This window comes from Mucilaginibacter phenanthrenivorans (genome assembly GCF_024721155.1).
Classification (GTDB): Bacteria; Bacteroidota; Bacteroidia; order Sphingobacteriales; family Sphingobacteriaceae; genus Mucilaginibacter; species Mucilaginibacter phenanthrenivorans.
The window spans coordinates 166643-188115 of sequence record NZ_JAHVAP010000009.1 but is presented as its reverse complement, the minus strand read 5'-3'; the positions used below and the strand labels follow the sequence as shown (position 1 = coordinate 188115).

Annotated in this window: 17 protein-coding genes; 4 read left to right on the top strand and 13 right to left on the bottom strand. The window is 43.3% G+C overall.

Translation table 11 applies throughout. From position 1 onward, the window contains the following. Positions 1-10: 10 nt before the first annotated feature. From KXD93_RS22090 to KXD93_RS22050, 9 genes are all read right to left on the bottom strand, one after another. Positions 11-2296 carry a histidine kinase dimerization/phosphoacceptor domain -containing protein gene (locus tag KXD93_RS22090; RefSeq protein ID WP_258139541.1) on the bottom strand — a complete coding sequence of 762 codons (2286 nt, stop codon included), beginning with the start codon at positions 2294-2296 and terminating at the stop codon, positions 11-13. A gap of 333 nt (positions 2297-2629) precedes the next feature. Further along, positions 2630-4294, bottom strand: coding sequence for an NAD(P)/FAD-dependent oxidoreductase (locus tag KXD93_RS22085; protein WP_258139540.1), 1665 nt, complete (start codon positions 4292-4294; stop codon positions 2630-2632). Between the two features lie 40 nt (positions 4295-4334). Continuing rightward, positions 4335-5735 carry an ATP-binding protein gene (locus KXD93_RS22080; RefSeq protein WP_258139539.1) on the bottom strand — a complete coding sequence of 467 codons (1401 nt, stop codon included), beginning with the start codon at positions 5733-5735 and terminating at the stop codon, positions 4335-4337. 116 nt (positions 5736-5851) lie between these two features. After that, positions 5852-6991, bottom strand: a complete 1140-nt coding sequence (locus KXD93_RS22075) for an alpha/beta hydrolase (protein WP_258139538.1) — start codon at positions 6989-6991, stop codon at positions 5852-5854. Positions 6992-7024: 33 nt separating this feature from the next. Continuing rightward, a complete protein-coding gene (locus tag KXD93_RS22070; RefSeq protein ID WP_258139537.1) occupies positions 7025-7996 on the bottom strand; it encodes an epoxide hydrolase in 972 nt (323 codons plus the stop codon). A 24-nt stretch (positions 7997-8020) separates the two neighbouring features. Then, the gene (locus tag KXD93_RS22065) at positions 8021-8902 is read right to left on the bottom strand and encodes an NmrA family NAD(P)-binding protein (RefSeq protein ID WP_258139536.1); all 882 of its coding nucleotides are present in this window, start codon (positions 8900-8902) and stop codon (positions 8021-8023) included. 37 nt (positions 8903-8939) lie between these two features. Beyond that, positions 8940-9980, bottom strand: a complete 1041-nt coding sequence (locus KXD93_RS22060) for an alpha/beta hydrolase (RefSeq protein ID WP_258139535.1) — start codon at positions 9978-9980, stop codon at positions 8940-8942. Positions 9981-10234: 254 nt separating this feature from the next. Further along, entirely contained in the window at positions 10235-10654 is a 420-nt protein-coding gene (locus KXD93_RS22055) for a hypothetical protein (protein WP_258139534.1), read from the bottom strand. 33 nt (positions 10655-10687) lie between these two features. Further along, positions 10688-11008, bottom strand: a complete 321-nt coding sequence (locus KXD93_RS22050; RefSeq protein WP_258139533.1) for a hypothetical protein — start codon at positions 11006-11008, stop codon at positions 10688-10690. A gap of 92 nt (positions 11009-11100) precedes the next feature. Between KXD93_RS22050 and KXD93_RS22045 the strand changes: the two genes are divergently transcribed. Together KXD93_RS22045 and KXD93_RS22040 are read left to right on the top strand one after the other, a co-directional pair. Beyond that, positions 11101-11241, top strand: a complete 141-nt coding sequence (locus KXD93_RS22045; RefSeq protein WP_258139532.1) for a hypothetical protein — start codon at positions 11101-11103, stop codon at positions 11239-11241. Between the two features lie 413 nt (positions 11242-11654). Further along, complete coding sequence (locus KXD93_RS22040) at positions 11655-12902, top strand: multidrug effflux MFS transporter (protein ID WP_258139531.1); 1248 nt, start codon at positions 11655-11657, stop codon at positions 12900-12902. A gap of 30 nt (positions 12903-12932) precedes the next feature. On the opposite strand, the gene KXD93_RS22035 is transcribed toward KXD93_RS22040, so the two are convergent. The 4 genes from KXD93_RS22035 to KXD93_RS22020 form a co-directional block, all read right to left on the bottom strand. After that, a complete protein-coding gene (locus tag KXD93_RS22035; RefSeq protein ID WP_258139530.1) occupies positions 12933-13244 on the bottom strand; it encodes a hypothetical protein in 312 nt (103 codons plus the stop codon). A 378-nt stretch (positions 13245-13622) separates the two neighbouring features. After that, the gene (locus tag KXD93_RS22030; protein ID WP_258139529.1) at positions 13623-15851 is read right to left on the bottom strand and encodes a sigma-54 interaction domain-containing protein; all 2229 of its coding nucleotides are present in this window, start codon (positions 15849-15851) and stop codon (positions 13623-13625) included. 164 nt (positions 15852-16015) lie between these two features. After that, positions 16016-16531, bottom strand: coding sequence for a YceI family protein (locus KXD93_RS22025; protein ID WP_258139528.1), 516 nt, complete (start codon positions 16529-16531; stop codon positions 16016-16018). Positions 16532-16571: 40 nt separating this feature from the next. Beyond that, positions 16572-17813, bottom strand: coding sequence for an alpha/beta hydrolase-fold protein (locus KXD93_RS22020; RefSeq protein ID WP_258139527.1), 1242 nt, complete (start codon positions 17811-17813; stop codon positions 16572-16574). Positions 17814-18178: 365 nt separating this feature from the next. Between KXD93_RS22020 and KXD93_RS22015 the strand changes: the two genes are divergently transcribed. Both KXD93_RS22015 and KXD93_RS22010 read left to right on the top strand, forming a co-directional pair. After that, on the top strand, positions 18179-18997 hold the full coding sequence (locus tag KXD93_RS22015; protein WP_258139526.1) for an alpha/beta fold hydrolase: 819 nt from the start codon (positions 18179-18181) through the stop codon (positions 18995-18997). Between the two features lie 501 nt (positions 18998-19498). Continuing rightward, positions 19499-21433: a sigma 54-interacting response regulator gene (locus KXD93_RS22010; protein ID WP_258139525.1), complete on the top strand. Its 1935-nt coding sequence runs from the start codon at positions 19499-19501 to the stop codon at positions 21431-21433. The last annotated feature ends 40 nt before the right edge of the window (positions 21434-21473 follow it).

Below are 21473 nucleotides of genomic sequence, written 5' to 3'. Positions count from 1 at the left end.
TAAACTGCTACTAACTGTTTTTTATACTATCTGGCGATTCACTACTGATCCCCGGCGGAGTTGTCAAAGATCTGAAATGAACTCGAATTAAAGTACCATCGGCATTCACTCGCTCCAGTTCGCCGTTCAGTTCATCGGCCAGCCCGGTCATTAACAATAAACCAAATGAACCATTTTTAGCGGATTGGGTTTCAGGGAATCCTTTACCGTTATCGCGGACAACCAGGATTAATCCCGCACCTTCTTTTTTTAATGATATTTCAATTCTGTTGTCAACTCTTTTTTCGAAGGCGTGTTTTATCGCGTTGGTTACACTTTCATTGATAATTAAACCGACAGGAACTGCATCAGCTACGTCTAACCAGACAGCATCAACGTTAAGGTCAAACCATATATTTTGATCTTCAATGAAACTCTCTTTTAAATACTTGATCAGATCCTGAATGTATTCAGGCATGAATATGCTGCTATAATTGTTTGCCTTGTATAATTTTTGATGGATTAATGCTATAGATTCGACGCGGCCTTTACTTTTCAGGATCGCATCTAATGCTGCACCATCTTCCAAATAGGCAGATTGAGAATTCAAAAGGGCTGTGATTACCTGTAAATTATTTTTGACCCTGTGATGAACCTCTTTCAGCAGCCATTGGTTTTCTGAAAGCAGATGTTCCAAACGGTTGTTTTTTTCTGCTATGAGGGTATTGTTTTTTTGCCCTTGTATATATTGCCTGTAAATCATTCCGGCAATAACGATGACACAAAGAGCGCTGAGCATCAATACGTTTCTCGTAACATTGGCAGTTTTTAATTGCGCCTGCTCAAACTTTTGCTGCGCGGTCAAGGTGAGTATTTTTTGTTTCTGTAAGCTGTTTTCGTTTTCTTTACGTTCTGTTTGATACTGAATTTCCAGTTCCTTCAATTGCCTTGTTTGAGTTACATTGAATATCGTATCACTTATAGCCTTAAGTTCGAGCAAGTGATGCATTGCTGATTTATAATCTTTTGTTGCAGTGTCCAAAGCCAATCGCTTGGTCAGAAGCCTGGAATGTGTATAAGGCGTTAAACCGCTCTTTTTTAAGGTCGTTTCATAAGCATCAAGCATTTTCCTTGCTTGATCATAACGCCCTGAACCGATACAAAACATGATCATCTGGCTTAGGGCTTGAGCTATCGACCTGTTATCAGTTAGTATCCTTTTTTTGATTTGCTTCTTCAGAAGATTAAAGTAAGGAAGACCTTTGTCATATAGCTTAAGGTTATTGTAGACAAATAATCTGGAATAAATATGTGCCAGGGATTGATCATCGAATTTACCGACAGGATATTTGAACTCTAATGCATCCAGCAGTTTCAGGCCTTGCTCCGGTTTGCCCAGGTCATAATAACTCTTGGTAACGGCAACTGAAATTTCGTATATATCAGCAATATTGTTTCTTTTTTCTGCCAGGCGGAGCGCACTTAAGCCATAAGTGAGTGCTTGCTTCGGATCTGCCAGTTTTGTAAAAAGATCGGAAGCCTGTAGATCTAACTCACAAACTTCCGGGGAAGTATCCTTTATATCTGTTGCCCGCAAAGCATTAAGAATTGCCTCCAAAGATTTTTTATAATTATTCTGCAAGGCATAATATCTGCTATAGACGATATATAACTGTTGCCAATCACCCGAACGGGCTTGTTGATACAAATGTTTGGCAGAATCCAATTCCAGCAATCCGGCATTAATATTATTGGGCTCAAACGAATGCAGGTCTGCAATCAGCCTCAGGCAGTCCCCCAATTGTCTCATATTTCCTTCGAGTCGAAATTCGTTTGCTGCCAGTCTCAGCATTTTGGTTTTTGATTCCGGGTCAGACATTCTGTACATACTGTCCTGATAAGCCCGGCCTAACAGGTATTTATTCTTTCCGGATTTCAGTAAATTTGTCGCTTTCACCAATGCATCGTGGCTTATTTTATTTTGTCCGCTTTCATGATAATAATCAGAATATACAAGATTGAAAAATCCGGAAAATTCAGGCGATTTAAAGCGATTAAGTAATTCTCCTGCCTGGTTGAGGTAGTTTTTTGCACTGTCAAGATCCGTTTTCAACTCACCCGGCTTAAGTATTTGAAACCAGGCCAAATTGACCAACGTATTGAATTTGCCTGTATCCGTCGTTTGGATGTGGAGCTTTTTTATCAGGGAGTTTGCCTGTATTCTTGTTATCTCCTGTGACCGAGCCTTTAGGGTAGGAAGAATAAAAAGAGCAATGAAAAATAACAGGCATGCGTGGCATTTTGATTTTACGCTCATCCTCACTTTCATAATTGGTAAAACTTCAATTTGCGGATATTCCTTTACGGGGTTGACCGGGATTTAATTATTATTAACTAAAAGCCTGCCTGTAATTAACCCGTTGAAATTGAGTTCAATAAACTAAGGTTAGGCTTAGAACTTCACGTTATTTCGTTTATTTATTAAATGACGTAATGATATTTAAAGAGAAGGTATAAACGCAGATATCCTTGTAGGTCATCATTAAATGTCTGCCTCCCTAAATGAGCGGAATTTTAAAATTATTCAGATCTGCTTAACTTTATATTGGATGGTTAAGAAAGTAGCATGCTGCTCTTCAACTCTTTAATATTATTTAACTTCTGCTAAATATTTATGCACAAAGCTAATGGCCATTGAGCCTTCGCCTACAGCCGCCGCTACACGGTTCATCGCGCCGGACCTTACATCACCTGCGGCAAAAACGCCCGGGCAGCTGGTCTCTAAAAGGTATGGATCCCGTTCCTCTTTCCATATTTTGGCAAACCGGTCATATTTTTTTAGTTCCCGTCCGGTTTCAAGAAAGCCTTTATCATCTTTAATAATGTCCAGCTGGATCCAGTCAGTAAACGGCCTCGCGCCAATAAAAATGTACAATGCTGCCGCTGTACAGGCCTGTTTGGTGTCATTTTCAAGGTCTTGCAAAATCAAATATTCCAGCCGGTCCGAACCTTTGGCCTCCGTAATAATTGTTTTGCCTTTCACATAGATATTCGGGGTTTCTTTAACCTGATCAATCAGGTAGGCCGACATGGTGCTGGCAAGGTCTGCTTTGCGGATCAGTATGAAAACGGTTTTGGCAAATCTTGACAGATACATAGCGGCTTGTCCGGCAGAGTTACCACCGCCGACAATATATACATCCTTACCCATGCAGGCCGCTGCCTCGGTCACAGCAGCGCCGTAATAAATTCCTGCACCAGTAAAGCTGCTGATGCCGGGGACTTCCAGCTGCTTATAATCGACGCCTGTAGTAATGATAATGCTCCTGGTGTTTATGGAACTGCCGTTGTCCAGTATGATTTTTTTGTAGCCGTCATTTTGTTCCATCGCGTTCACTGCTCTTGGTGACAAAAACTCCGTGCCTAATCTTGTTACCTGCATCATTGATCGCCGGGTTAGTTCAGCCCCGCTGATTCCGGATGGAAATCCAAGGTAATTTTCAATTCGGCTGCTGGTACCTGCCTGACCACCTGGAGCGTGACGTTCAATGAGCAGCGTCTTTAATCCTTCAGACGCACCATAAACCCCTGCTGCCAATCCTGCCGGGCCCGCTCCGATGATGACGACATCATATACCTCATTTTTTAATTCCGGACTTAACCCGATTTTGCTGGCAATCTCTACGATACCTGGTCTGACTAAAAAAGAACCGTCATCGAAAAATATAACCGGCAGGTCTTTTAAGCTGAGCTTATTCAACTGTAAGTAGGTTTCACCATTCTCGGAAGCCTGTATATCGATCCATCTGTAGGGTATCAGGTTACCGGCAAGAAAATCTTTAATCTGATGGGAGAGCTGCGAGTACTGGTAACCGAAAACCTTAATGCCCTTAAAATCCGGATGGTATTCATTTAACCATGCATCTAATAAACCATCGATAACAGGATATAACTTTTCTTCAGGCGGCTCCCATGGCTTTACCAGGAAATAATCCAGTTGAACGACATTGATCGCTTTTATCGCTGCATCAGTATCTGAATAAGCTGTCAACAGCAGGCGCTTGGCGTCAGGATAGAATTTAATGGCTTGTTCTAAAAAGGTGATTCCATCCATTTCAGGCATTCGCTGGTCGGTGATATACATCGCAACGATTTCACCGGTGTTCTTAAGCTCCAGCAGGCTGGCCAATCCCTCCTTAACCGTTGTGGTGCTCAGAACGCGGTAATGGTCACGATATTTGTTTTTCAGATCGCGAACCAGTGCCCGCAATACATAGACATCGTCATCGATACAAAATATTATAGGCTGACTCATAAACTGCTTTCGTCATTTAATAATTTAACCATTCGAATAATTACCCGTTAATGGGAAAGCAAACAATAAACGCTGTACGCCCGGGAACAGAATTTACTTTAACTGAACCCCTGTGCTGCCTGACAATTTTGCTGACCACGTCAAGTCCGAGTCCGGTACCCTTTCCAATTTCCTTGGTTGTGAAGAATGGATCAAATATCTGTGAGCAGTCGCCTTCCGGTATGCCCGGACCATTGTCAATGACTGTAACTTCAACAAATTCGTTATCCTTCCTGGTTACAATTTCCAGCACCGGGTTTTGGGTGTACTCCAACGCATCCAATGCGTTATCGATCAGATTTGTCCAAACCTGATTAAGCTCACCTATCATGGCCTTAACGGGCGGAAGCGCATCATCGTAATGTTCGATCACCATTACATTTTCCTTATGGATTTTATGGTGAAGCATGGTGAGCGTATTTCGGATACCGATATGGATATCAGCATATTGTTTGTCATGCCCCTGATCCATATGGGTAAACGTCTTTACTGCGCCGACCAATTCTGCTATACGTTTTGAAGCTTCCTCAATATCGGTTACCATTTTTTCGGTGATCATATTGATATTTATCCAATTCAACACTTTCGAAAGATAGGCCGGCGGAATTTGCAGGCTTAACGCCTGCGCTTCATCTCTCCCAATGCCATAATCAACAAAGTTTTCAGCCACTTCAGGGGAATTATCGATTTGATGACTATCCATCCATACTGCCATATCATCCTCGCGGCGGCTACGTTCCAGCATGGATAAGGCAGGCTTTTCATTGCCTTCCAGCACTGCAGTTACTACCTTGCTCACCTCCTTAGCCTGTTCGGACGAAATTTTGATGTTTATAATATCTTCAAATGTTTTAGGTACCGATAACAGGTGTTTTTTTAGTGAAGCTGCGCTGCGTACGATTGCGGAGGATGGGTTATTCAGCTCGTGAGACATGCCGGCAGAAAGCTTTCCGATTGCCATCATTTTTTCGTTCTGCTGTTGTAAAGCCGTAAAATTTCGCACCCGGCTCGTCATTACATGAACCATTGCCTGGGTTAATTCGAAATGGTTCCCTATCATCTCCGGTATTTTTTCAATTGGTAGAAAAAGCACCTGGGTTTCTGCTAGAACAAGGCCATTTAGTGTGGCCACTTTACCCCTGGAAAAGGGCAGGTATCCGGTTATTGACTTTTCCTCTAAAATGCCAACTTCACGCAATTCGTTATTTTGTGGTAAGGAAATTCTGACCTTGCCTTTAACAATGATTTCGGTACCTTTCATCGGCTGGCCTGCCTGGAACATCAACGCTCCCTGCGGTAATACCCGGTTTTCACTTTGCCTGATCAGCCAGAGAAGCTGACCGGAAGGAACATCGTTTAATTCATCAATGCTTTGCAGCCAGTTTGTCGTTACCTCGATCATTTAGTTTGCATTCAACGAAAAAATGATTTACACTAAAAAAGGCCGCCGGATACCCGTTAAAAGCGCTAACCGGCGGCCTTTATATAAACAATCGCTTACGCAATTTAAATTGCGGCTTATTTTAGCCCGTTTAATTTAGCCCACGAGCGAATGGTTTCCGTAAGCTGCGACTTACATTCCAACGGCAGCCAGTGCCCGGTAGGCTGGTCGATCACAGTAAGTTTCGAGCAGGCATTTCGCATCGGATCACCCACCTTACTTAAATTAATATTTGAAATGGTGTCATATTCGCCGTTGACAAATAAAACAGGCTGGTCCAGCTTTCCGTTATTTACCGCCATTCCCGCATAAGCTATGTTTGCGTCATCGTTCAAATAATAGGCGTTGCAGGGGCGGAAACCTGTTTTTTTGAATGCTGCCACGAGCGCTTCGAAATCAGGTTTTGGCCATACTGTATAATCAGGTTCCATCACCGGTGCACGGTGTGCAGCACCGTATCGTCCCCCGTTAGCAGTTAAGCCGGCAGATGGTGACCATTTTCCAACCGAGGCAGGATTACCATGCCTGTAAATAGACGCGAGTGTTGCCTGCACGTCTGCCTCCATATCGCTTACTGACTGATCGAAATGAGTGACGTAAAAACGATAGTAGTCCCACTGGCCATCCGGGTACTTATCGGCGGGATAAAGTGTCCGGTCAAGCAGCGGAATGAAATTTGGCAGTGCAAAGCCGTTAGGGAAATAGGGCACAGAAATCAATACCGCCCCCCGACTGATCTTTGGATGGTGGGCCGCAACGGAACCGGCAATCGGGCTTCCCCAATCATGTCCTACCCAAATGGCAGCTTTACCGCCTAAATGGGCGTGCAGCTCAGCCATATCATCAACAATTTCCTTGGTAGCATAAGCTTCCGATGCCGTCGGCACTGAGGAATCTCCGTAGCCGCGCAGGTCTGGCGCAACACAGCGCCAGCCTTCGGCGGCAAATGCCTCCATTTGTGCCCGCCACATTAAAGCGATCTCCGGCCAGCCATGCAGGAAGATCATCAATGGGCCGTCGCTTGGCCCTGCCTCCCAATAATGCGTGGTCGTACGATTGGAAGTAAATGAATGAGAGGTTAATATCGGTCCTTTTCCCATTGTTCTTTTTGTTTGTTCATTGCTGGGAGCAGTGGCTGCCCCGAAGCTTAATTTACTGATTAACAGTCCTGCTCCGACAGCGGCCCCTGTTGTTATGAAATTTCGTCTTGTTGTCATAGTAATATCTTGTAAAAAATATTGATCCCTTGATTAATTGATAGCATTGAGGAACTTGACAATCTGTTCACTTACCTGGGCTGATGCTTCATGGTGTACCCAATGGCCCACATTTTCGATTTCAAGGTTCCCGATAAGACCGGGAACGTGAACCTTTAATCGTTCAAATGGTGGATAAAGAATAGCTAAACCATCTGATTTGCCGGTGATGTAAAAGGTAGGCTGTGTTATTTTTGCCCCCTTCCATTGTTCAGATAAATTAAAATAATGCTCCGCGGCCCGGTAATAGTTCAGTGCGCCATGAAAGCCCGTCCTTTGAAATTCCTTAATATTATAGGCAACGTAATCCGGTTCTGCCCAGGAAGGCAACGCTACCGGAGCTGGACGGTAAAACACACGGTTAGGATCCATGGGATGCCAGCTCGTTTCCTCGGGAGCAGAGCCTGAGGCCCAGTATAACATGCCCGGAATAGTAACAGCGGCATCCGACCAAACCTGGTCAGCTTCAGGCCGCATCTGGTCGAACATGTAAAAATGGTTCTGGTGTCCGGCGCTCCGCATTTTTTCAAATATGCTGATGTCGCCGCGTGGTACATAAGGCACACTCATGCACAGTACCGCGCTGAACCGGTCTGGATGTAATAACGCGGCGTTCCAGGAGTGGGTTGCACCCCAGTCGTGTCCGACAAGAACCGCCGTATCGATATTTAACGCGTCAAGCAGGCCGGTAAGATCCGCGGATGTTTGAATTGGTGTGTATAATTTGGCGTCTTCCGGGGCTGAACTACGACCATACCCCCGCATGTCAGGAGCTATGGCCCTGTAACCTGCATCTGCCACGACTTTCATTTGTCGTCGCCAGGTGTATGAAGTATCGGGAAATCCGTGTACAAAAAGTACGACTGGCCCTTCACCAAGTTCAGTTACGTGGAGGGTAATTCCGTTTGTTTCTACGTCATACTCCTTGACAGACGGGGCAGCGATAAAATTTGTGTTTGAATTCATGGGTAATTAATAATAAATAGTCCGTTATTTTTGGAAGGCATGAATATGCTTATGGATGAACGCTTTCACACCCATTGGTTCCTGGCCGGTAATATCCTTTACCGCCGTACCTGTTCCTGCAAAAAGGCCGTCCCGGCAATCCTGTGCTACCGCAGAAATATGCTGAATGAAATGTGCTGTATATTTCTTTGATTCCGCTGCTATCTTTTGAAAAGCGCCGATGCTGATAGGATCATAGGTTATTGTCCTTCCCAGCTCAGCGGTTAAAATCTCTGCTACTTCATATTGACTGTATTCTACAGGTCCAAACAGGGGATAAATTTCGCCCGCGTATTTTTCAGGCTGCAGCAAAAGTTCAGCAATGACGCGGCCCTGATCTTCCGCCGCAATAGGTGCGAAACGCCCATCTCCGAAAGGAAGGACAATCTTGTCCTGGGCTTTTATACTGGCACTGCCATAGAGAAGCCATTGTGCAAAAAAGGTAGGTCGTATATGGGTAACTATTATACCGGACATATCTAAAATACGCTCTGCAATCCAGTGATTTTGTGCGGCATGGCTCTTTGATTCCCGCCTTGCAGATATCTGGGACATATTGACGATGTTTTTTACCCTTTCTTCCCTGGCGGCCTGAATAAAATATGCTGTCGATTCTAAAATTCCCGGATCTTCAATAGGGTACATAAAATATACGCCGGTTATATCTTTCATGGCGGCACTGATGGAATGAAAATCCACCAGGTCGCCTACCACTATTTCCGCGCCTGCCGCATTTAATTTGTCGGAACGGTCGTCGATTTTTCGTACAAAGGCACGGACATTGTGCCCTTTTTCCAGAAGCTGGTGAACTACGGTAGATCCGGTGGCACCGGTAGCACCGGTGATCAAATATTTTTCTGCATTCATTTTTATATTTCGTTTTATTTTTTGCTGGTTGAAGATTTTATTGGAAAAGTGCTTTTTTTAGTTCGAGCCCGGCCTGGGTTAATGCAGCACGTGTTGCAGGAACAGTAGCTAAACCATTTAAAAGCCCGAAGTCATGGATCATCCCATTGTAACAGACAGACACTACCCTGACCCCGGCCTCGTCAAGTTTGCGGGCATAAGCCTCTCCTTCATCCCGCAATACATCGTTTTCGGCAACCTCAACGATTGCGGGAGGAAGTCCGGTGAGCTGGGCTTTGGTCGCCTGTAGGGGCGAAGCATAAATTTCCCTGCGTTTCGCCTTTTCAGGAAGATAGCTGTCCCAGAAATACATCATGGTGGTTCTGGATAAAAAACGGCCGGTAGCAAATCGGGCATAGGATGCCTGGCTAAAACTGGCGTCAGTTACCGGCCATAAAAGTACCTGGAGTTTTAACGCCGGGCCATGTTTATCCTTGGCCATCAACGCTACGACAGCCGCCATATTTCCACCGGCACTATTACCGGCGACAGCAAGGCGGTTACCATCTACCCCGATCTCTTTACCATGTACTGCAACCCATTTGGTCGCGGCATAGGCCTCATTGATCGGTAAGGGATAATGCGCTTCCGGTGAGGGCGTGTAATTAACAAATATTGCAGTTGCGCCGGAAGTGACGACCAAATCTCTTACCAGCCGCTCATGGGTCGGAAAATCACCGAGTACCCAGCCGCCGCCATGGAAAAACATAAATCCTGGTGTTATCGCTGTTGCTTTTTCAGGTTTTACTATGGTGATCCTGACCCTTAATCCATTTTCAGTAATTGATCGCTGGGTAACTTTAATGCCTGACAGATCCACTTTTTCTGAGGATTGGGCATCGGTAAGTGTTGCACGTGCAGCTTTTGGCGTCAGTTGCTCTACGGGTTTCCCGTTGCCACTGTTTATTATCTTCAGCAGTGCTTTCACATGGCTTTCGATGTGTGGATCTAAAGATGGATCGATAACCTGGGCGGAAGCAATTCCGCTGATCGTTAAGCCCAGGAAGAGGACAGTGGTTTTTTTAAGAATAGCTGACATTTTCATGGTAACTGGAATTTACTTCCCTGGTTTTTGATGCCAGGTCTGTTGAGATTATAATTCCAAAAACCCATCCATTATGTAAAGTGCTTGTAACCAATTCATTGCTTACTGGCAGCGCTTTATACTTAACGAAATATCGTTTTTTGCGACTTTTCGGTTACGAAATAAATATAAACGGCCTTCATTGCCGTATCGGGAAAACAGGACCTGAAGAAGATATAAGAATACTTTTGATGGCAAAGGTGCCCGGGTTAATCCTCAGCGCTTTCATTATCATTTAAAGTTGAAAATTTAACTGATTTATATTCTTCCAGCACCGGTATGAAATCACGGACAAACAGGCGGCAAAATAATCCCACCTTTTGTGCCGGTGAAAAGTCCCGGGTATATTCATAAAATACCTTTAAAAAACATTGTAAAACTATCAGGCGGTCCTTATCACTCATATTCTTCCAAACCTGATACCCGTATTTAACAGATCTGATGGCCTCTGGCTGATCACCTATCTGTTGGACAAGATCACTGAAAATACCCTTCGGGAAACGGCAGGTACCGATATTTTCCGCATGCAGGAGTGAAGACCTTTCGGGACCAATATTGCAAACAAGGTCCATAAGTCTCTGACTTATCCCCGACTGGCAAAAGGCGTTTGATTCGATATTTGATGTCATATATTTGATATTAACCGTATGTTCATGTCCAGGTTACCCGCCTTGCCCAAAAAAACCATCAAGATTTTTGCAGCCGAAGAACTGATATATCCTTATTTCAAAAAAGCCTTCCTTAACCAAAGGAAGGTTTGTCAGCGCTTTTTCCAGTTCTGCTTTATCAACGCAGTCGCTGATCAGGAAACATATCTGTCCTTCCTTGGCAGATAGGAAAATTTCGCAGTTGAATCCCGCCAGCAATCTCTGCCAGTCGCCTTTGTCATCCTTCAGGATATAAGGCAATACAGCATAGGTCGGAAAGCCATATTGTACAGATAATCTGATGAGTAATTTCGCGGCCTCCTGAAATTCCTGCATTTTTATATTTTTATCGATGATGTCACGCCCCAAATGAAAATCCGTAAAGCCCTGAATACAAAAGCCTTCTCTATCGTATAATTAAAAACCTGATGAAAACTGCAATAAAAATTGCCAGCCACATCCAAACTGTAAAGCAGCCCTCCCGGGAGATAAATGCAAATATTTTATTTTTCCGGATCATTGAAATGTTTTCCCGGCTGACCGGTTTCAAATATCCTGCCGGTAGTTAAATAACTGTATTTCAAGTATTTAAATAGTAATTCGTTATTGCCTGTAACGAATTTTCGTGTTTTTATAGTTTTAGGTGACGAAATAAAATACTGCTTGAGTGTCCGGCACCGTTTACAGAGCTTTATCAGCGCATAAAGTATGTTTCCTGGATGGATTTCACGCCGAAAATTCGGCTTTTATCCTTCATGAAATATTATGGTCAAAATTCTCGTTACTCCATCTCGCCAAATAACGAAATATAGTTATCTATCAAATCAAAATACTTCATAACAAACTGATGATAAGTTAATTAAATAGTGGCTTTAATTTTGGAAAAGGAGAATACCGAAAAATTTATGCCCGTGTGAAAGGTGATAAGTGGCTTCTCAGGAGATAAAATTTAGCAGTCCGGTATTTATCTAATCCGATTATAATGACTAAGCAACACTATTACTTTTTGATCCTCGTTCTGGGCGCAATGACAGCACTTGCTCCCTTTTCAATAGACATGTATTTGCCGGGATTCCCGGGTATCGCTAAAAGTTTTGGTATTGATATAGCCCATGTGTCTCTGAGTTTGTCCAGCTTTTTTATCGGGATCTCGCTTGGTCAGATACTTTATGGGCCTTTAATTGACAGGTTTGGCCGGAAGCCGCCGCTTTATGGCGGACTGGTCTTATACCTGCTGGCTTCCCTGGGCTGTTCGCTGTCTCCCTCTATCGGGATGTTGATCGTGTTGAGGTTTTTTCAGGCACTGGGTAGTTGTTCAGCAGGGGTTGTTTCACTTGCCATGGTTCGTGATTTGTTTCCGGTAAAAGATAATGCCAAAGTTATATCCCTTCTTTTACTCGTGCTCGGCGCATCTCCATTGGTCGCACCTTCAGCAGGCGGTTTAATTGCTGCATCATTAGGTTGGCGGGCAATATTTCTGGTCCTGTTGTTAATAGCGTCAATCCTGTTAATAGTGGTTATATTCTTTCTTCGGGAATCTCATAAACCCGATAAAACTGTTTCTCTAAAACCCCGGCCGATTATTCAGCGCTTCTGGCATGTATTAAGGGTGCCTCAATTTTATACCTATGCTATTGGCGGGGGGATAGCTTATTCCGGTCTGTTTACTTATGTCTCCGATTCCCCTTCCATATATCTTGTAGGTTATGGAATTTCTCACAAAACTTATGGATGGCTGTTTGCGGCTCTTTCCATTGGATTTTTCGGAGTTAGCCAATCCAACCGCTTATTTTCTAAATACTGGAAACCCGAAAAAATTGTTTTTGGTTGTGTTACCTGCATGTTGCTTGCAAGCCTTTTTTTCATATTTGGTCTGGAGCAGGGTTGGTTTGGCATTGTCGGTGTATCGATCATGATTTTTGTTCTGCTGAGTTGCCTTGGCACGGCAAATCCTGTTGCCGCAGCATTATCGATGGCTCCGTTTGAAGAGGAAGCAGGAACTGCTGCATCGCTTTTTGGATTGATCAGGTGGGGAGTTGCCGGGCTTTCATCAATAGTGGTGAGCATTTTTAAGAGCAGCACACCATTCCCCCTGGCCTGGATCATGGCTGGAACTGCCGCACTTTCTCTTATCGTACTTGCGCTTGGCGGACGCGCCTCCCGAAATTCACTTAAGCGGAACACGCCTTTGCGATTAGTCGATTGCGAAATCCCTGCCGGTTCGGAATGATCTGGTTAGGTTGACCTAATAAGATACCGATTAATTTTTAAACTGGATATCACAGCTGATCAGCAATCCTTTTAAACCGCATGTCGTTTCAATAATATGAATGTATTTGTAGCCTTTAGTAAGGCTGTCATAACACTGGCTAACGATATTCATCCTGAAATAGGGGAAGCATGAATGCTGGTCACGCAACAGATAAAGACGATTGGTCGCTGAATTAATAAAAAAATCCTCGGTGTAACCCTCTTCATGATAACGGATGATCAACCTGGTGAGCTGGCTGTTAACCGTTCTCAAACGGTTGGGCCTTCTATCGGTGTCAAATATAAATTGCAGGTTTTCCATACCAATATTATTTTTGTTTGCTGCCACATTGGTTCAAAATATATCCTTTTCTGGTTTACGGCTACGGAACGCCATGGAAAAGACCGTAACCAAACTGACCAACTGGAAGGCTTTTGTCATACAGAGAATATAAATTGCGGCCATAAGCTGGGTAATTAAATGGATATCTGGTTAAGCAGATATAACCAGTTACATGCCATTACTCAACGATCTGATAATCAATCAAGTAATTTTATAATAAACGAAAACTTTAATGATATTTCGGTAAAATGCGAAATGGGGTCGCCAATTAAAAGATTACCCTTCAATATTTTGACGATAAAAACGGAACCGGAATTCTTTTGATTAAATGGCCATGGGAAACAGCCGCATAGCCGGTCAGGCGATGCCTTTTTTTATTTTTAACCGGGCGATTTTTGATGCCAGTGTTGTCGCCGGTATTTTCAGTAGTTCCGCAGCCCCACCAACCCCTGAAATTTTGCCGTTTACCATCTTTAACACGGCGATGATATGTTCACGCTCTACCTCATCGAGTGTTTTTATATCCGTATTGGCCAGCGGAAGATCCTCTCCCTGCAGCGCAGTTGGATGTAAATAAACATGGTTTATGGTTTTGCCCTTTGCTAATAAAACACTCCTTTCCACCAGGTGTTCTAATTCCCTGACATTTCCAGGCCAGTTGTAGGCAACCATCTGCTTCATTACCCGGCTGGTAAAATGAACGTGGTTTACTGTTAGCTTCTTCGCGTGCTTTTCAGCAAAGTGATTTGCAAGAATAGGAATATCTTCTTTTCGGTCCCGCAACGGAGGCATAAGAATAGGGAAAACGTTCAGTCGGAAATAAAGGTCTCCCCGGAAATTTCCCTGCTGAACATCCTTCATCAGGTCACGGTTGGTCGCAGCAATGACACGGACATCAACTTTGATCGTGGCTTTACCGCCTACGCGTTCGATCTCCTTTTCCTGTAAGGCCCTCAATAATTTAACCTGAAGAGACATCGGTAATTCACCAATTTCATCCAAAAACAGGGTGCTGTTATTGGCCAATTCAAATTTACCTATCCTTCTTTCGGTAGCACCGGTAAAACTACCTCTTTCATGACCAAACAGCTCACTTTCAATCAGGTTAGCAGGTAGGGCCCCACAATTAACCTTGACCATCACATTGTTTTTACGCTGGGAGGAATTATGAATGGCTCTTGCAATTAATTCTTTTCCGGTTCCGGTTTCTCCAAGGATAAGTACAGAGCTATTTGTCTTGGATACCTGGGTAACCATATAAAACACATCACGCATTTTCGCGCTTGCACCAATGATCTCGCTATAGTTATGGGTGGATTGAATTTCTTCCTGGAGGTATGAATTTTGAACCTCCAGCTCGCCCTTAAATCGACTCAGCTCCTTTAATTGGTAGGTTAAGCGTTCATTAGTAAACGAGTTAATGATTGCTGCTGTGATCTGTGCAGCAATGTTCTGGAACAGGTGCAGGTACTCATCAAGTATCTGCTTGGATTCTTTAGAGAGAAAAAAGATCAGGCCCGAAATTACCCCCTCATCAACGAAAGGAGCAACAACGAACGATTTCATCTGACGATCTGTCCACTGTAAAACATAGGAGGGCTGAGCGGCCTCTTTGAAAAAATCTTCAACGTCACTTATGGTAATATGGTTCAGGCGGCGCAAGGCATCTATAAAAAAATCTGTTGCAGCGTCCACGCCGGGGATGCCTTTTTCCGGTAATAATTTTCGGTCAGACTGCTTAAACAGGATTGGAGGTCTGGAGGAGGGATAGGATGGTATAAAGTATACAAACCCTTCGTTGAAAAAGGGGACTGCATCATAAGCTTTTTTCATCACCTGTTGAAGCAATTCTGTATTGCTCACAGAAATTAACTCCCTGGTAATGGCCGCACAAACGTCCTGTTGCTTTTTCTTTTTGACCATGTCCTCCAGGAACCGTACGTTGGTCAGGCTCTTTGCAATTTGTGGAGCAATCATTTGCAAAATACCGCCTTCTCGCTTTTGGAATGTATTTGCCGCATCGGAAAAGAAAAATATAGCACCTTCAACCCGGTCATTATCCGCCAATTGGATACCAATGACTTGCTTAACATCTTTCGAACGGTGACGCGTAATAAATTCGGGCCTGGGGCTCATACCATGAAGGTCTTTCATTGTCCAGATCAATGCTTTCGATGACGAAAAAACATTGTTCAGAAGCCTGGTATCGGCTACCCGGCGGCGTGGATCAGGAGGCCCGTCATCCACCGTCTCAAATTGATTAAGGTCAAAGTAAATGGCATACGGATCCATTATATTTTCCCGCGTGTCATTCAGTACGATCATAAAGCCCGTAAAATGTATAAGCGCTTTAATCCCGGAATTTATAACAGAAAGCAAGCCTGATTTATCCCTTGCTGCAAATAGTCTATTGGTTAAATTTAAACAAATTTCACTTTCAAAAAGACGCTGCCGGATTTCATCATAATCAGGAAGTACAGTTCCATTTGGCGCGGTTATTTCCCCTCCAACTGGATGTCCTGTATAGGTATCGGCTTGCTTTTCCTTTTTAATTTTATTCACATAAATGATATTGATGATTTCCATTTAACGGAAACTCCATTTTGATAACAATTTAACCATTTGGATGCCTAAATGTATCTCTTTAATTAACAGTATATTATTGCAAAGTTATCTCAATTTTTTAACGATATAAAGTTAATGCATGATATGACGTAACGCGTAATCGTTAGCACATTAATTAAGAAGCTTTAAGAAATAAGATTCGCATGAAGGACTAACCGTACGTTAAGACTGACGATATCACCGAAAATACCGTCACCGGCATTGAAGCCATAATCAATTAAACTGAAGGAGGTGGTCAGCGAATACTGGGCATTTAATTCTTTTTTCAGGTTTTTAATGTCAGATGAAGTCACCAGCAGGTTGATGCAGTTAGTTATATTTCTAATCCTCAGGTTGCCGGAAAGCTCCTGAATTCCCCCTTCACTTAAGCGGCATCCATGACTAGCAGTAAATTCAATTGCCGGATATTCCTTTACGGATAAAAAAGCAGGTGACACCAAACTCCTGTCGCATGCTTTATTATGTGTCGAGACTGATTCAGCTCCTATCCAAACCTTTATTTCTGGGTTGTCAAAATGATTACCGGCGGTAATCTCACCTCCAAACTTCTTAAAGTAGCCCTTTATACGTCCGATTTCATAGTACTTGAAGCTGAATTCGATAAGAGACGAAGCAGCGGAAATTTCCCAGTTATATCTCATGAATTTTTTCGTTTAGGTATTGTATAACAGACCTGGTCAGTTATTTTGGCTCCAGATTCTTAAGTTTAGCCTGAACTTCCGGATTGGCATTTAGACCAAATGCCTTTTTATAACATGAAAGCGCTTTGACTTTATCTTTTTGCTTTTCGTAAAATTCACCGAGGTAATACCATGCTCCGTAACTTTTGGGATAATTCCTTGTATTCAGTTCAAATAGCCCGAGGGCCTTCTCCGGCATAAAATAATTGGCGGTCGTATTCGCCAGGACAAGGACCAGGTTCTCATTGGGCAATACCTCATATCCCATTTTTTCCGATACAGTTTTATAATGTGCCGTCAAATATTTGGCAGGATCTATATGGTTTGAGGGCATCAAAAAAGCAAAATCCAATTCCGGTGGTATTTCATAAAAATTGAAGATGAACCTGAAGCCATCGTACTCCGCAATCGGTGGCAAATTCATATGCGTGTTATCCCCATAATAGTTAAACTTAAACCGTAACCCGCGCTGCCTTTCGCCTTCAAGAAGTCTCTTTAAACGAAGAATGCCGCGGGGATGAAGCGTTCCTTTGGTGTGATCATTTTCTATGGTTGATAAGGAAAGACCGGGGCCCATGGAATGCGCCATAGCCAGGTATACTGTAGTATTACCTAATGTTTTGCCGGCCAGAACTTTTTGCGCTTTATTAAGAAATCCATGGTTATCATACCACATGCTGGGGTCGATAATAATATAGGCGTTAAAAAGCCGGGTGTGATTGACCAATATATTGGTTGCTGCCAGGCCGCCTAATGAATGACCGATCAGTACGCGGTACGGCGCGGTTGGATACAGAGAGTCGATATGCGGCATCAGTTCTTTTTGCAGGTACTGGACGAATTTTTCACCTCCTCCTGTGTTCTCTAACGGCGTAGCTGTATTATAAACCCAAAAGGAAGATGGATAGGGTGTAAAATCACGGTCCCGGTTGCTATTCATCACACCGATCACGATGGCTTCAGGCACCAAGGTGCTTCCGCTTCTGATACTGAGTTGTTTTTGCAGCGCAGCGACTGTCGCAAAATTTGCGTCGCCATCAAACACATAGATGACAGGATAATGTGCCTTGGCAATTTTAGGATTGTAGAAGCTTGTAGGAAGACTAACCCAAAACCGCTGTGTTTCATTTAGAATGGTTGAATGAAGGCTGTCAGCAATGCCGATGTTAATATTATTGTTGATCACCGTCTGGGCCTTGCAAAAGGTTGCGCTCAATAAAATGATGGTCAGTAATTTTCTCATATGTGCTTCCAAGGTATCTGCTTCAATAGGAACGGTATAATTTACCCTAATAGACTAATGTTGTGCCATGCAGGTAAAGGTCTGATGTTGAGTAGTTTTTGAAATATGCCTTTCAAAAACTTAACGATTTAACGTTAATTAACGCAGGCACCTCTTGATATGTCGTAGTAAGCGGCTGCCTGTTTATGGATTGGGCTTTCTATCGAAAATTGTAATTCACGAATTGCTTCGCTTATTAACGATTGTTCGTGAAGAAAAATCATGGAAAAATATATATGCAATTGATTGCTAAGCGGTTATAATATGGCCGGAAATTGGATAATTGGCCCAACCGAATTAGGTTTAAATCACTTAAATATTTAATCATGAAAATCATTACAAAAGACGGAACTGAAATTTTTTACAAGGACTGGGGTACAGGTCAACCATTAGTTTTTCATCACGGCTGGCCGCTGACCAGCGATGACTGGGATGCCCAAATGTTTTTTTTTCTGGAAAAAGGATTTAGGGTAATTGCCCACGACCGCAGGGGCCACGGCCGGTCAACCCAAACCGATAAGGGCACAGATATGGATACTTATGCAGCCGATGTTGCCGAACTCACAGAGTTACTTGATTTAAGAAATGCTATCCACATCGGGCACTCTACAGGAGGCGGAGAGGTTATTCGCTATGTTGCAAAATACGGCAAGGAACGTGTCGCTAAAGCAGTATTGATCAGTTCGGTTCCTCCGATCATGTTAAAAAGTGAGACTAATCCTGATGGAGTGCCATTGGATGTCTTCGATGAAATCCGCCTTTCAACGGCAACGCATCGCCAGCAATATTTCGAGGATTTTACATTGCCATTTTATGGTTACAACCGTGAGGGAGCTAAAATATCGCAGGGTATCAGGGATAATTGGTGGCGTCAGGGAATGATGGGCGGCATTAAACCGCTTTATGATTGCATCAGGGTATTTTCAGAAACGGATTTTACAGAAGATCTGAAAGCGGTGGACGTCCCTGTTTTGATTCTGCATGGCGAAGATGACCAGGTTGTACCTATCGCAAACTCAGCATTGAAAGCCATTAAATTGGTCAAAAATGGAAAATTGATCACATATCCGGGATTCCCTCATGGTATGCCAACTACGGAAGCACCAACGATAAATGCTGACTTACTGGAATTCTTTCAATCCTGATAAAGCAAGTTTGTAATAAAACAAAAGGGTGGCATTTGTCACCCTTTTGTTTTATCCGTTTAGATGTGGTCTGCGCCTTCAACGATAATCTTTTCAGCTAAGCTGTCACCTTTACTCCCCCCTTAAATAATAATATTTAGCTTAATCCGGTTAGGGTTAGATTCCGCCTGCTTTATTAGTTGCCACCCTGGCCTTAAATGAAAATCTATGTCAATTTGGTGATATATACGATATGCAATTACGACATCTAATAAAATAACGATATATCGTTATTTTATTTTTTGCATTCGTTTTAAATATCTTATAATCAACTAATTGCACTGAGGCATATTTATTGATTTTAATTGTATTGATGGGTTTTTTTGTAGAAATTTAGTAATTATTTTCGCAAAATATTAATTGAAGAGCAAAATAACCGTACCTGTAACGTAGTTCAGGAGTACGCTTTTTACTTATGCATGCGCTGAAGTATTAATTTTTGCCGTTCATTAATCATTTACCATGGGATCAAAAATACTAATTGTCGAAGACCAGTTCGTTGAAGCGAACGACCTGAAAATAATATTAGAACGGGCAGGTCACGAGGTAACCGGCATTGCCAAGTCCTATGACCACGCCTGCGTTATTTTGGGTCGGGTCAGACCCGATATCGTTCTGCTGGATATTTATTTAAAGGGAAAACTAACCGGCATCGATCTGGCTACCCTGCTTTCCAGCGAAAACATACCTTTTATTTACCTTTCTGCCAATTCAAATGAATCCGTACTTGAAGCGGCAAAAGTGACCAGGCCCTGGGGATTTTTAGTAAAGCCTTTCCGGGCCAAAGATGTGTTGGTGGCTTTGGACATTGCCGAGTACCGGCATAACAACCAGGTTGAAATTTTTCATAAACAGGAAAACCTGTTAACCAATATACTGGGTGGATTATTGTTAGATCAAAGCAATGTGCAAACCAAGCTCCTGAAAGTCGCTCAAGCCTTTAAACCTTACGTTCCATTTGATTTTTTGTTTATTGATGTAGACATGGACAGCGGTGATCTTGACTCATTGGTATGCCTTAAAAGGACAAGCTTTGATGAGTATGTGACCTCCAGCGGGTATCAGATCATAGAGGAAATGGGCCTGAACTATGATTTTTACCTGGATTGGAGGCGGCGAAATTCTACGCTCCAAAACATATTACTCCAGAACCTCGAACAAATGGTGGAATCCTGTAAAACTGATCCGTTCCTGACCATCATGAAGGATCAGTCCGGGGCTCAGGCAAGGATCATAGTTCCTTGTTCCACAGAAGCGGGAATCAGAATGAGCGTTCGGTTTTACAGCAAGGAGCCCCATATCTATACCGTTGAGCACCTCGACCTGCTCAATCCATTAAGAACATTGCTCTGCCTGGTCATCGATAATATCCGCAGGCAAAGTGTTAAAGGTGCCCTGGAATATGGTAAACCCAAAACCGGAGTAACCAGCAGGGTTCCGCAACCGGAGGGCATTGTTGGAAACAGTCCAAAATTACTGCGCGCGTTGGATCAGGCAACCCAGGTTGCCAACTTTGATATGACGGTGCTGGTTTTAGGCGAAACAGGGGTTGGAAAAGAAGGTTTGGTAAAAGCTATCCATCAAATGTCGAACCGGAACCGGAAGCCATTGATAAAGGTGAATTGCGCAGCAATTCCGGCCTTACTGATAGAATCGGAACTGTTCGGTCATGAAAAGGGATCGTTTACCGGTGCGTACGACCGCCGGATAGGCAAGTTCGAACAGGCACAGGGAGGTACCATATTTCTTGACGAAATCGGTGAAATCCCGTTGGATATACAAACCAAATTGCTCCGCGTCCTGCAAGAAAAAGAGCTGGAGCGTATCGGTGGGCGAACCACTATAAAAATTGATGTCCGTGTTATTGTAGCGACCAACAGGGATCTCCACCGGGATATTGCTGACGGCAGGTTCAGGATGGATTTATTTTACCGGATCAATGTTTTCCCTATTCTTATGCCTCCGTTGCGGGACCGAAAAGAAGATATTCCCTTACTTACCGATTATTTTTTACATCAGCATGCGGCAGATTCCGGAACGGAAGTAAAGCGCCTTGCGCCCAACATACTGCAGCAACTTACGAATTACTCCTGGCCGGGCAATATTCGTGAACTCTTACATGTAATAGAGCGGAATGTAGTACTTAGTCCTACTAATATTATTTCGCGCATCGAACTTCCCGATGATGTCTTACCGGCGGAGCCAAATGATGAATTAAGTAATGATACCTTTAGAACAATCGAGGAGGTAGACCGGGACCACATCATCCTGGCATTGCGAAAATGCAATGGCCGGGTTTCAGGTAAAGGGGGAGCCGCTGAAATATTAAATATCCCGGCTACAACGTTAAATTCGAAGATGAAGAAGCTTGGGATCTCCTGGAAATTTCTTTATTAACAAGGTCTTTCAGCTAAAAACCCTGCAACTGGTGAGCGTT